The sequence below is a fragment of the Pseudactinotalea sp. genome, assembly GCF_048594945.1.
GTDB lineage: Bacteria > Actinomycetota > Actinomycetes > Actinomycetales > Beutenbergiaceae > Pseudactinotalea.
Genome location: NZ_JBMDXJ010000201.1, coordinates 1 through 11925, shown reverse-complemented (window position 1 = coordinate 11925; position 11925 = coordinate 1). Strand labels below are relative to the sequence as shown.

Sequence of the window (11925 nt, the reverse complement as noted above, 5' to 3'; positions counted from 1 at the left end):
TCCGGCGTCATCGCGGTGTCGCGCAGGATCAGCTGGCCGTCGGACTTGCGGATCGCGAGATGGCCGCCCTTGCGGTCGTTGGCCGTGCGGGTGCACACCTCGGCCGCGTACGGGGCGCCCGAGGCAGCGAACCAGCCGGCGATCGGCGCGTTCGGCCCGGCGCCGAGGTTGTCGGCGTTGGAGACCGAGGCGTACCGGAACCCCTGCTCGATCAGTGCATCGAGCACGCCCGAGCCCAGCAGCGAGGGGTAGAGGTCGCCGTGCCCGGGCGGGCACCACTCGAGCTCAGGATCTGCCGGCCAGCTCACCGGCGTGAGGTCCGTGGCCAGCAGCTTGGGCTCCTTGCTCTGCACGAAGTCCAGCGGGAGATCGCCGACGGTGATATCGGGGTGGGCGGCGAGCGCTGCGAGGGTGTCGTCCTGAGTTCGGAACGAGTTCATGAACAGCAACGGCAGCCGCGCCCCGGTGCTCGCGCGGGCGCTGCGCACCTGCTGCACGATCAGGTCGAGGAATGACTTGCCGTCACGCACCGGCAGCAGCGACTTCGCCTTGTCCATGCCCATCGAGGTGCCGAGGCCGCCGTTGAGCTTGATGATCACGGTCGCGTCCAGCGCAGCGGCGGCGGCCTCGTCGGCGATCTCCACGTCGCTCAGCTGCGGCACCTCCAGCAGCGGGGTGATCGTGTCCTCCGGGATCAGGCCTGTGGCCCCCTCCTCCAGCTGCCGGTAGTAGTGGCTGAACACCTCGATCGCGACCGGGTCCACCCCGGCCTCGGTCATCTTGTCGCGTGCCTGCTGCAGACCCGAATCACTCATGGCATCGATCGTAGGGGCGCGTCCTGCAGCCCCACGTCGCCTCGCTGCGCCGGCATACCCGCCGACCAGGGGGATCTGCCCGCATAGGGGCGCCATTCCAGGCAGAACCCCCTGTTCGGCGGCGGCAAGCGGGCAGAACAGCCTATGCTGGTGGTCGGCGACACGTCTCGCCAGACCTCCATCCCGGTGCTCGCGCTACCGGTACCCACCCCGGTGGGAGGAGGTAGAGGGGACCTCGAGTGCTCGACGTGACCTCCGATCCGTGTGCACCGGCGGGGTCGGCGGGCGCGAGCCGACGATCCGTGCCGGATGAGCACAGGAGATCGACATGACCACGCAGGAAGCCTTCAAGCGCCGCGTCCGCGCCCGCATGAGCAAGACCGGTGAGCGCTACACCGCCGCTCGGCGAGCGCTGATCGCCCACTCCCAGGCTCGCCCCGAGCCGTCGGCGTGGGTCGCCGACCCGGACACCACCGACGAGGCGATCCGCGCCAACACCGGCCACGGCTGGGACGAGTGGGTGGCACTCATCGACGCCGGCCCCGGGCGCGATGCCGGCCACACCGCGATCGCCACCTGGGTCCGCGAGCAGCAGGGCGTCGACGGCTGGTGGGCGCAGGGTGTCACGGTCGGCTACGAGCGCATCACCGGCCTGCGCCTTCCGGGCCAGATGAAGGACGGGACCTTCACGATCAGCCGGACCCGCGCCGTCAAGATCGATCATGACGCGTTGCGCGCGATGCTTCTCGACGACGGTGAGCGCGCCACCCTGATCGCCGGCCTCGAGACCACACTCCGTTCCCGCCCCACCGCGAAGTCACTGCGGTTCGCGGTGCACGACGGCGAGGCAGGCCTCGGTCAGATCCTCGTCAGCCTCGACGCGACCGGAGCCAAGGTGCGCGTCACGGTGGCGCACAGCAAGCTCACCTCACCGGCCGACGGCGAGCTCTGGAAGGCGCACTGGGCCGACTGGCTTGCCGCCCTGGAGGCCGCGACGGCGGAGTGAGGGACGGTCGTGTCTCCACACCCCGCGCGTCGAGACACGACCTATTCCTCCTCGGTCGCCTTGGCGACAGCACCCGCCTCGTCACCGAACAGCAGCTCGGTCATGACCACGTGGACTCGCTCGACGTCAGGCACGTCGTGCAGGGTGACCGGAGCCTCGGCCGCGGTGGTCAGCTGGAGCGTGCCGCAGCCGAGGATCCGGTCCAGCAGGCTGCGGTCGTAGGTGACATTGTTGATGCGCGAGAGCGGGATGTCGTGGCCCGACTTGTTGATGATGCCCTTGCGGGTGATCACACGACGATCGGTCAGCGTGTAGGTGGTGGTGCGCCAGCGCAGGAACGGCACGAGCACCATCAGCACGAACAGCACCCCGACCACGACGCCCACCACCCAGGTGCCGGCCGGTGCCCACGTGGGCGGCATGAAGGCCATCGACACCCAGGTCAGCGCGGCGAGGAACACCAGCCCCAGGACCGGGAGCACGAGGTCCTTGCCGTGCGTGCGCATGTGCAGGATGACGTCCTCATCGGCACCCAGGAACTTCCGCGGCAGACCCATGGCGTCATCGTGGCACAGCCGGGCCGCGCCGTGCCGGAGGCCTTCAGCCCGAGCACGCGTGCTCGAGGAAGTCCTCTACGGGCTCGGTGGTGCCGGCCGCGGTGATCACCTCGCCTGCGCCCAGCGCGTTGAGGTCGGCCAACGTGAAGTCCGGCCCGGTCACGCTGAGGTCGTCGGCCGTGGCCGTGAACGCGTAGGTGACGTCGCTGACCAGGCCGCCGTCGACGTCGAGGACCCAGTTGTCCGGCGGGTCGGAACCGATCCGGAAGAAGGTGATCGGCTCGACGGTGCGCCCGATCCACGCGAGGCTCGGGACGCCGTCGGGCTCTTGCGCGAACTGCGCGTAGGTGACGGTGCGGCCTTCATCGCACATCCGGACGACGGCGAGATAGCCGTCGTCGTCTAGTCCGACCGCTGCCACGGCCGCGGGGTCGGCCGAGCTGCATGCCGCCAGGGCGGCGCTCAGTCCGAGCCCGACGACGGCGACGGCCGCCGGTCGGTGGCCTCGCCTCATGCGCCGCCGGCCTGGAGCGGGTCGTGGCCCACCTTGAGCCAGAGGTGACGAGGAATCAGCTGTTCGATGCCGTAGAGCAGGTTGACGTAGTAGTCCACGGCCTGGAGCACCTGCTTGCCGGAGGCCGCCAGGAAGATGTCGGTGCCTTCGACCGTGATCTGTCGCCCCAGCGCGTCGGGCTCCATCAGCCGGTCCATCATGCGCGGGTGAATGAAGTCGAACGCGTACTGCCCCTCCGGACCTCGCACGCGCCACGCGTCGTTGAACGCCTTCGACTCGAACTGGATGTCCTGACCGCCGAAGAACTTGGCGACCCCCGCACCGAAGCCTTCCGGGGTGAGCTGCAGCCACGGCAGCGGCACCGGCAGGCTCAGCGCGACCACGTGATACCGATGGGTCGTCGAGTTCTTGCCGCTGCCGGTCGTGTACTGGTAGTCCATCGAGACCACGTGGCAGCCGTGGAAGTCTCCGGTGAGCACGTTGGTGGCACGGCGGCTGTGGCCGTTGTTGAACGGATCGGAGCGCCAGCGGCTGGTGAGCCCGGGAACGCGTGGGGTGTAGGTCCAGCCACGCTCGGCGGCGAACGCCTGCGCTGCCTCACGGTGCTTCTTGTTGGCGTACACCCCGTAGATGAGCATGCCGATCACCAGCACGCCGAAGATGATCGGGAAGATGTAGACGAACGCCTCTCCGTTGCCCATGTGCCCTCCGATCGCGTACGTCCTTGCTCGGCGAGGGTAACAACGTGCCGGCCCGGCAATTGCCGTGACGCCGGGCACCACTACCCGTCACCCTGGTGCGATGAGGTATCGGATCATCGACGTTCCTGCTCCCGCCTCCGCCACCGAGGCGCCCGACTGGCAGGCGCGCGCAGTCGCCGACGTGACGTCCCTGCTCGACGCCGAGGTGTGGGGGGTCGACGACTTCGTCACCACGCCCGCCGAGGTGGTCGCGGGCCTGGCGCACCAGGAGAGCAACCGCAAGCTGCGGTCGCTCGCAGTGCCTGCCGACGTGGCCGATCCGACGGAGGCCGACGTGCTCGGCGTCGGATCGGTCTGGCTGCCGCTGGAAGACAACACCGCGAGCGCCAATATCTGGATCGGTGTGCGGCCGCGGGCCCGCGGTCACGGCGTAGGCGAGGCGCTGTGGCAGCACGCGCTGCGGCAGGTGCAGGACGAGGGCCGCACGGTGCTGCAAGCGTGGTCGAGCTTCGGGGTCGAGCCCGCCGCCGACGACCCCGAGGCGATGTCGGCGCCGACCGGCTCGGGCCGCGTCCCCGGTAACGACCCCGCCACGCGCTTCGCGCTGGCGCGAGGCTTCCGGCTCGAGCAGGCGGAGCGGCACTCGGTGCTCGAGCTCCCGGTCTCGCCAGCGGCGCTCGAACGATTCCGCTCGGAGGCCCAGGCCACGGCCGGCGAGGACTACGAGCTGATCGCCTGGGGCGACACGGTGCCCGAGGAGCGGCTCGACTCCTACTGCGTGCTGCTGCGCAGCATGAGCACCGATGCCCCGAGCGCCGGGATCACCTGGGAGGAGGAGCAGTGGACGCCGGAGCGGGTGCGGACCTCGGAGGTCAATCTCGCCGACCAGGGCTGGCACCGCATCGTGCTGGCCGCGCTGCACCGCCCGAGCGGTGAGCTGGCCGGGTACACGGCGATCGACTTCAAGCACGACCAGCCGGAGGTCACCTTCCAGGACAACACGATCGTGCGGGCCGACCACCGCGGACACCGGCTGGGAATGTGGCTCAAGGCGGCCAATCTGCAACGCCTGGCACAGGAGCGCCCGGGTTCGGCCCGCGTGCACACGTGGAACGCCGAGGAGAACGACTACATGCTCAGCATCAACGTGGCGCTCGGGTTCTACCCGGCCGGCGGTGGCGCAGCCTGGCAGCTCACCCTGCCAGGCGACGCCGGACTCGCCTCAGGCTCCTGACGGGCGCTGCCGGGGCTTGAGCCTCGCGCCGGGCAGCACAGGGGCGGGGATCCGGTCGTCGCCGTGACCGGGCACGGTGCCGAAGCGGCGCCGCGCGTCCTCGAGCGGCAGCCGAGCGTCGGCCTCCCAGTCGGCGCGTGCCCGGGCCACGGCATCATGGTCCCGCCCCACGAAGTTCCAGAACATCACGATCGGCTCCTCGAACGGCTCGCCGCCCAGCAGCAGCATCCGGGCACCCTCGGCGCCGACGTGGATCGTGAGCGACTCTCGTTGCATGCCGAGGAAGGCGAGCGGCCCGGGCGGGATCGGGACGCCGTCGACCTCCGCCTCACCGTCGACGAGCAGGAGCGCGTGCTCGAAGCCTGGCTCCAGAGGCAGCGTCAGCACGGTGCTCGGCTCGGAGATGAGGTCGACGCCGAGGAGCGGCGTGTGCACGGTCGCCGGTGACGCCACTGCTCCGACCTCACCGACGAAGACGATTCCTGACCACCCGTCGCCGCTCAGCCCCGGCAGGTCGGCGACGTGCTCGAACGACGGCGCGTCCACACCGTCGGGCAGCGCGGCCCAGAGCTGCACCCCGGCCAGCTCCACACCGTCGGCCGAGATCTCGGAGTGCGCGATCCCGGTGCCTGCCGTCATCAGGTTGAGCTCGCCCGGTCGGACCAACAGGTCGTTGCCGAGCGAGTCGCGGTGGCGGATCTCGCCGGCCAGCGGCCACGTGACGGTCTGCAGCCCGGTGTGCGGGTGCGGCAGCACGGTCATCGGTACGTCCGACGGGCCGAACGCATCAAGGAAGCACCACGCGCCCACCGTGGAGCGGGCACGCTGCGGCAGCGTGCGCCGTACCTGCATCGCACGGATCCCTCCGAGGGGAACCTCGCGCGTCTCCAGCAGTTGTACGGTCGGCCCGCAGGCCGACGGCGCAGGTGCATCGATCTCGGGCGGTCTCGCTTCGAGGTTGGTCACGTCACGAGCCTGCCTCACGCCGCAGCGGCGTGCACCTCGATCAGCGTCTTCCACGGGTCGTCGAAGCGAAGGGTCTGGCCGTCGTGCCGCGTCTCGACGCCGGCAGTGCGCAGGCGGGAGTGCAGCGAGTCCAGGTCGTCGGTGGTGGGGAGCTCGATGCTCACCTGGCCGAGTCCGAGCGAGGCGGCGCGGGGTCCGGCGCCGGCGCTGTTCCAGGTGTTCATCCCGATGTGATGGTGGTAGCCGCCGGCAGCGACGAAGAGCGCCTGCGAGCCGTACCGTGCCATCACGTCGAAGCCCAGCACGCCCGCGTAGAACTGCTCGGCCTGGGCGAGGTCGCCGACCTGCAGGTGGACGTGCCCGATCCCTGCGCCGTCGTGCTCCGGCTTCGGGGCGTTCGGCAGGTGCGTCTGGAGGAAGTTGTTCGGGTCGAGGTAGATCGTCGCCATCTCCACGCCACCGCCGGCGGTGCGCCGCCACTGGTCGCGCGGGCGGTCCACGTACAGCTCCACCCCGTTGCCCTCGGGGTCGTCGAAGTAGAACGCCTCTGAGACCAGGTGGTCCGAGGAGCCGGTGAAGCTGCGCGGGGCGAACCTCGCGAGGCTCGCGACGGAACGGGCCAGGCTCGCCTGGTCGGCGAACAGGATCGCGGTGTGGAACAGGCCGGCCTCCCCGCGCTCGAACTCGGGCAGGTCGGTCCGCCGCACGAGCCGCATGATCGGCTCGCTCCCACGACCGAGGACCGCCTCGGGGCCGTCGTGCCGGAGCACGTCCAGGCCCACGCCGTCGGCGTAGTACGCCATCACGCCGTCGAGGTCACGCACGAGGAGCTCGACGTCACCCATCGCCGTGCTCTGGGCCATCCGGTCCATCTCCGCCTCCGTTGATGTAGTCAAGTTTTCAACTATTCTAGCACACCGCTCTCCGCTCGGCCCCGCGGGGAGCGAAGGGGTGGGCGGGCTCGCAGGTCGGCGCGTGGCGCCAGCGGGTCAGTCGGTGGCGAGTGCGGCGCGGACCTGGGCGAGCTCGTCCGGCACCGCTGCCTGGCGCCCGCGAGAGATCGCGATCGCCCCCGCGAGCTCCGAGGCACGTGCGGAGATGGCGGCGTCAGCATCGGCGACCGCCGTGCTCATGCGCTGCTCGGCATCGCGCCGCGCGCGATTCAGCTGCCAGTAGCCGTAGCCGGCGAGGGCACCGCCGGCCACCGCCAGCACGAACCACCCGGGTGCGGCCACGATGCCGAGCACGATCCCGAGGATCGCGGCGACGCCGCCGCCGACCATCTGCCCGACGTTCGGGCCGGAGCTCGGCATCTGAGCCTTCATCCGCTCGGCCAGCCGACGGCGCCAGTCGGTGTCCACGGGTCCGAGCGACGTCACGGCCACCGTGACCCCGGAGCCCACGCGGACATCGGCGCCGTCAGGCAGCTCCTGCGCCGCGACGTCGGCGAGGCCGGCGGCCACCCGATCGATCGGCTCGGCCAGCGCCCGGACCGCCACGGCCTTCGCACCGGGGTCGGCACCAGGGCCGAGGTCGGCGCGCAGCAGCTCGACCACGTCGAGCGAGGCGTCGTCCAGCATCGAAGGCGTCGCGATCGCCGTGGTGGCGCCGATGGCCGCGAGTGCACCACGGAGCTCGATGATCCGCGCGACGAGCGGCTCCTCGGCAGGCGCGCCGGCACTGACCACCTGCGCGAGCAGATCGGCCACCCCGTCCGGGACCTCGCCGGTGGTCGACGTCGTGTCAGCGCCTGCCATCGCGGCCGCGACAGCCTCACGGAGGGTGCTGAGAGCCTCGGCTGCCCCGGCCGGATCCGTCGGCTTGCGCCGCCCGAGCATCGCGGAGACCACGACCTCATCCAGCGGAACCTGGGGCGGGCTGGACGAACGCTGTGCCACCCGGACGAGCCGCAGGGCATCGTCCTCGGCTGGTTCCACGTCGGCATCACGTCCCACTGCCCACGTCAGGGCGTTGACGAGCGAGGTCCGCGCCTCCTCGCCCAGGCCACCACCCGCGACCGCGAGCCACAGCGACCGCTGATACTGGCTCACCTGCCGGCTCGTGGGCCACAGGGTGGCGAGGTCGTCGTCGGCCACGGCGGTGCCGCGCAGGATGGCGACCGCCGCGAAGAACTGCGCGGTGCGGGCCGGGTCGCGGCGGCGCGCCTCGTCGGCAGCGGTCCGCTCGGTGGCGGCATCGCCGTCGAGCCCGGCGGCGACCGCCCGCACTGCTGGGTGCAGCCAGTAGTCGGGCACGTCCGGTGGGACCTGCGGGTTCTGCGTGGATGCCACGCGCCCGAGTGCGGGGATCCGCGCCAGCACGTCACGCGCGTACTGCCTCGTGGCCGCGGCATCGGAGAAGTTGTCCATCATGCCGCGCAGGTCCTCGAGCTCGATCGAGGCGATCACGGCATCCTCGAGCTTGCTCAACCGCGTCGCGAGGTCCTGCGACCGCTTCGCCTCCTCGCGCAACTTGCTCCGCAGCCGCGAGGTGGCGCGAGTCTGCGTGGCGTGCAGCGACGCCATCTGCTCCTGCTGCTTGCGGTCGTACCAGCTGCCGCCGCCCCACCACCAGTCGAAGTAGTCACCCATAGCGCAGCAGTGTGGCAGCAGCCGCGCCCGGTCGCAGCGCCTCGCCATGGGCAGGTCTGTCGTCGGCACCAGCACGTCTGCCGCCAGTCGTGCCGCGTGGTGTCAGCTCAGTCAGCTGATCCCGGCTCCAGAACGATCGTCCCGTCGGCCTCGAGGATGAGCCCGACGGCGGAGCCTGGCTCGGTCTCGATCGCACCTGTGCGCGCTCGCACCTGACCACCCCATCGCTCGACGTCGACGAGCGCGAGCCGCTCGCCCCGCGCGAACGTGAGGCCCGTGACGACGCCCGTGGCGTCCGGCGCCTCACCCGGGTGGGCCACGCGCACAGCGCGAGGTCCGAGCGCGAGGCATGTCCCGCCGTCGTCGGTGACGACGCGATAGCCCAGGAAGGTGGCGGCCTGGGCGTCGACAGGCGCAGCCCAGAGGTCGGCGGGCGTGCCGGTCTGCACGAGGCGACCGGCGCGCATGAGGGCCACCTGGTCGGCGACGGTGAACGCCTCGTCGTGGTCGTGCGTGACGTACACGGCCGTGGTGCCGGTGGTGCGCAGGATCTCCGCGATCTCCACGGCAAGGTGCTCGCGCAGGCCGCGGTCGAGCGCAGAGAGCGGTTCGTCGAGGAGTAACAACCGCGGCTGCGGAGCGAGCGCGCGAGCCAGCGCGACGCGCTGCTGCTCGCCCCCGGAAAGGGTGCTGATCGGGCGCCGCTCGTACCCGGCGAGACCCACGAGCTCGAGCAGCTCGGAGACGCGCGAGTAGTCCCGACGGCCCGCCATCTGCAGCCCGAACGCGACGTTGCCGGCCACGTCGCGGTGCGGGAACAGCTGGCCGTCCTGGAACATCAGGCCGAAGCCGCGGCGGTGCACGGGGGTGCCGGCGAGGTCGCGCCCGTCCCACTCGATCCGACCGGCGATCAGCGGCTCCAGCCCCGCCACGGCCCGCAGCAGTGACGACTTGCCGCACCCGGAGGGGCCGAGCAGCGCGATCACCTCACCGGTGGCTACCTCGAGCGTGACGTCGTCGACCGCCGGGCTTCCGGCGGAGCCGTAGGTGATGGTCACACCGTGGATACTCAGCGTCATCTACCACTCCCCCGATCCGACGCCGCCGGCCTCACGCAGCCGCTCGGCGATCCCCATGATGGTCGCTGTCAGGATCGCCAGCACCACTGCTGCCGCGAGCGCCATCCCGTAGTTCTCGGCGCCGGGCCTGCCGAGCAGCCGCACGATCACGACCGGCAGCGTGGGACGGTCCGGGCGGGCGAGGAACGCCGTCGCCCCGAACTCCCCCAACGAGACCGCGAACGCGAAGCCGACCGCGAGTCCGAGCGAGCGCGCCAGGAACGGGCCGTCCACGTGGGCGAGCACCCGGCCGGGCGTCGCGCCCAGCACCGCTGCGGCCTCGCGCAGCCGCGGGTCGATCGCGCGGAGCACGGGCAGCACGGTGCGCACCACGAGCGGGATCGCCACCACGGCCTGCGCGATCGGGATCAGCACCAGCGAGCTGCGCAGGTCCAGCGGCGGGCGGTTGAGCGTGATGAGGAACCCGAACCCGACCGTGACAGCCGACACGCCGAGCGGCAGCATCACCGCGGCGTCCATGACCCCGATGGCGCGTTGCGCGGTGCGGCCCCGAGGGCGGCGCGAGACCACCAGCGCCACAAGCGTGCCGACCACCACGGCGATCACCGTGGCATCCACCGCGGTGCGCAGCGACGTCGCCAGCGCCTGCCACACCGTGACGCTGAGAGCGTTGGTGCCGCCGGTGGTCCCGAGCGCGAGGTAGTTGCCCAGCCCCCATCCCTGCGGGGTGCGGAAGCTGGCGAGCAACAGGTTGAGCAGCGGGAACGCCAGCAGCCCGAGCCCGACGACGGCGGTCACGGTCGCGGGGACCAGGTCACCCCAGCCGGTGGCCGGGGTGGGGCGCAGCCGGAGGGGGCGCGGCCTGATCGTGGCACCGGCCAGTCGCAGCGCGCGCTCGCGTCGCTTGCGGGTGCGCGCGGCGGCGGTGAGCGCGATCGTGATGACTACGAGCTGGGCGACCGAGAGCACCGCGGCGGCACGGAGGTCGAGGAACTGCGTGGTCTGCACCCAGATCTCGGTCTCGATGGTGCCGTAGCGGGTGCCGCCGAGGATGAGCACCACCCCGAACGCGGTGGCGCAGAACAGGAACACGATCGAGGCGGCGGAGGCAATCGCGGGCGCCAGCATCGGGAGCGTCACGCGCGTGAACGCCTGCCACGGGCTCGCTCCGAGCGCGCGGGCGGCCTCCTCGGCCCGGGGATCGAGCCGCTCCCACAGGCCGCCGACGGTGCGGACCACCACCGCGTAGTTGAAGAACACCAGGGCGGCCACGATCGCCGTCAGGCTGCCGTCGAGGCCGAGGAAGCCGAGCGGGCCGGAGCTGCTCAGCAAGGCTCGGAACGCCACGCCGACCACCACGGTCGGGAGCACGAACGGCACCGTCACGAGGGCGCGCAGCAGGGTGCGGCCGCGGAAGCTGCAGCGGTACAGCACGTACGCGGCCGGCAGCCCGAGCAGCAACGAGAAGCCCGTTCCCAGCGCTGCCTGCAGCAGTGTCAGCCCCACGAACCGCCAGGTGCGCGGCCGACCGAGCACCTCCGCGAAGCCGCTCAGGTCGAGAGCACCCTCGGTGACCAGCCCGCGGGCCACGAGCGCCGCCGTCGGCCAGGCGAAGAACACCCCGAGAAAGGCCAGCGGCACAAGAACCGCGGCCCCCCACCCAAGAACCCCCGCAACCTTCCCCCTCCCGCGCCCGCCGACCAGGGGGTTCTGCCCGCTATCGACGCTCATACGGTGCAGAACCTCCTGTTCGGCCGGTGGGAGGAGTGAAGGAGACGGCAGGCGGTCAGTCGATGACCGTCGCGGTCCAGGTGTCGATCCAGGTGTCGCGGCCGGCGGCGATCTCCTCGGGGGTGACGGCGATCGGGTTCGGCGAGAGCGGCGCGAACTCGGACCAGCCCGCGGGCAGCTCCACGGCATCGTCGACCGGGTACACGTACATGTTGTCCGGGATCGCGGCCTGCACCTGCGGGCTGAGCATGAAGTCGACCCACGCCTGTGCACCCTCAGGGTTCGCGGCGCCCTCGAGCACGCCGACGTACTCGACCTGCCGGAAGCAGGTGTCCAGCAGCGCACCGGTGGGTGCCTCGGTCTCGCCCTCGCCGACCTCGAACGCGGGCGAGGTCGAGTAGGAGAGCACGATCGGGCGATCACCCGCGCCCTCGGAGCCGGAGAAGTCCACGTAGTAGGCGTCCGACCAGCCGCTGGTGACCTTGAGCCCGTTCTCGCGCAGGCCGGCCCAGTACTCGGCATAGCCGTCCTCCCCGAACGCGCCCACGGTGGCAGCGAGCATCGCCAGCCCGGGCGAGGAGGTGGCCGGATTGCTGACCACGGTCAGGTCCGCGTACTCCGGCTCCAGCAGGTCCTCGAAGGTGCTGGGCTCGTCGATCCCGGCCTCGGCGAACCAGGCGTGGTCGATGTTGAGGCAGACGTCGCCGATGTCGACCGGGGTGAGCGCATCC

12 protein-coding genes are annotated in these 11925 nt (G+C 71.4%); 2 read left to right on the top strand and 10 right to left on the bottom strand.

Features of this window, described 5'->3' with window-relative positions; genetic code table 11:
* On the bottom strand, window positions 1–815 hold an 815-nt coding region (locus ACOJSN_RS08910; RefSeq protein ID WP_420112144.1), incomplete at its 3' end, for a UTP--glucose-1-phosphate uridylyltransferase.
* A 328-nt stretch (window positions 816–1143) separates the two neighbouring features.
* On the opposite strand from ACOJSN_RS08910, the gene ACOJSN_RS08905 reads away from it, so the two are divergent.
* The gene (locus tag ACOJSN_RS08905) at window positions 1144–1821 is read left to right on the top strand and encodes a hypothetical protein (RefSeq protein ID WP_420112143.1); all 678 of its coding nucleotides are present in this window, start codon (window positions 1144–1146) and stop codon (window positions 1819–1821) included.
* Between the two features lie 41 nt (window positions 1822–1862).
* Here the strand turns inward: ACOJSN_RS08905 and ACOJSN_RS08900 are convergent, their stop codons facing one another.
* Genes ACOJSN_RS08900 through ACOJSN_RS08890 form a run of 3 tightly spaced genes read right to left on the bottom strand, consistent with a single transcriptional unit; the run spans window position 1863 to window position 3593 of the window.
* Window positions 1863–2378 carry a PH domain-containing protein gene (locus ACOJSN_RS08900; RefSeq protein ID WP_420112142.1) on the bottom strand — a complete coding sequence of 172 codons (516 nt, stop codon included), beginning with the start codon at window positions 2376–2378 and terminating at the stop codon, window positions 1863–1865.
* A gap of 43 nt (window positions 2379–2421) precedes the next feature.
* Window positions 2422–2892: a hypothetical protein gene (locus tag ACOJSN_RS08895; RefSeq protein ID WP_420112141.1), complete on the bottom strand. Its 471-nt coding sequence runs from the start codon at window positions 2890–2892 to the stop codon at window positions 2422–2424.
* On the bottom strand, window positions 2889–3593 hold the full coding sequence (locus ACOJSN_RS08890; RefSeq protein ID WP_420112140.1) for a hypothetical protein: 705 nt from the start codon (window positions 3591–3593) through the stop codon (window positions 2889–2891). Before ACOJSN_RS08890 ends, ACOJSN_RS08895 begins: the two co-directional genes overlap by 4 nt.
* 100 nt (window positions 3594–3693) lie before the next feature.
* Between ACOJSN_RS08890 and ACOJSN_RS08885 the strand changes: the two genes are divergently transcribed.
* Window positions 3694–4827, top strand: a complete 1134-nt coding sequence (locus tag ACOJSN_RS08885) for a GNAT family N-acetyltransferase (RefSeq protein WP_420112139.1) — start codon at window positions 3694–3696, stop codon at window positions 4825–4827.
* On the opposite strand, the gene ACOJSN_RS08880 is transcribed toward ACOJSN_RS08885, so the two are convergent.
* The 6 genes from ACOJSN_RS08880 to ACOJSN_RS08855 all read right to left on the bottom strand — a co-directional run.
* Complete coding sequence (locus ACOJSN_RS08880) at window positions 4816–5793, bottom strand: pirin family protein (protein ID WP_420112138.1); 978 nt, start codon at window positions 5791–5793, stop codon at window positions 4816–4818. The genes ACOJSN_RS08885 and ACOJSN_RS08880 overlap by 12 nt on opposite strands.
* A 14-nt stretch (window positions 5794–5807) precedes the next feature.
* A complete protein-coding gene (locus ACOJSN_RS08875; RefSeq protein WP_420112137.1) occupies window positions 5808–6689 on the bottom strand; it encodes a VOC family protein in 882 nt (293 codons plus the stop codon).
* Window positions 6690–6782: 93 nt separating this feature from the next.
* Window positions 6783–8384: a hypothetical protein gene (locus ACOJSN_RS08870; RefSeq protein WP_420112136.1), complete on the bottom strand. Its 1602-nt coding sequence runs from the start codon at window positions 8382–8384 to the stop codon at window positions 6783–6785.
* A gap of 107 nt (window positions 8385–8491) precedes the next feature.
* On the bottom strand, window positions 8492–9463 hold the full coding sequence (locus ACOJSN_RS08865; RefSeq protein WP_420112135.1) for an ABC transporter ATP-binding protein: 972 nt from the start codon (window positions 9461–9463) through the stop codon (window positions 8492–8494).
* A complete protein-coding gene (locus ACOJSN_RS08860) occupies window positions 9464–11194 on the bottom strand; it encodes an ABC transporter permease (protein WP_420112134.1) in 1731 nt (576 codons plus the stop codon).
* Window positions 11195–11249: 55 nt separating this feature from the next.
* Window positions 11250–11925: thiamine ABC transporter substrate-binding protein (locus tag ACOJSN_RS08855; protein ID WP_420112133.1), on the bottom strand; the 676-nt coding region annotated here is incomplete at its 5' end.

What these genes read in the sequence shown, in the direction of transcription:
- ACOJSN_RS08905 (WP_420112143.1), top strand. Translation starts at nt 1,144, where the DNA reads ATGACCACGCAGGAAGCCTTCAAGCGCCGCGTCCGCGCCCGCATGAGC.
- ACOJSN_RS08900 (WP_420112142.1), bottom strand. Translation starts at nt 2,378, where the DNA reads ATGGGTCTGCCGCGGAAGTTCCTGGGTGCCGATGAGGACGTCATCCTG.
- ACOJSN_RS08895 (WP_420112141.1), bottom strand. Translation starts at nt 2,892, where the DNA reads ATGAGGCGAGGCCACCGACCGGCGGCCGTCGCCGTCGTCGGGCTCGGA.
- ACOJSN_RS08890 (WP_420112140.1), bottom strand. Translation starts at nt 3,593, where the DNA reads ATGGGCAACGGAGAGGCGTTCGTCTACATCTTCCCGATCATCTTCGGC.
- ACOJSN_RS08885 (WP_420112139.1), top strand. Translation starts at nt 3,694, where the DNA reads ATGAGGTATCGGATCATCGACGTTCCTGCTCCCGCCTCCGCCACCGAG.
- ACOJSN_RS08870 (WP_420112136.1), bottom strand. Translation starts at nt 8,384, where the DNA reads ATGGGTGACTACTTCGACTGGTGGTGGGGCGGCGGCAGCTGGTACGAC.
- ACOJSN_RS08865 (WP_420112135.1), bottom strand. Translation starts at nt 9,463, where the DNA reads ATGACGCTGAGTATCCACGGTGTGACCATCACCTACGGCTCCGCCGGA.
- ACOJSN_RS08860 (WP_420112134.1), bottom strand. Translation starts at nt 11,194, where the DNA reads ATGAGCGTCGATAGCGGGCAGAACCCCCTGGTCGGCGGGCGCGGGAGG.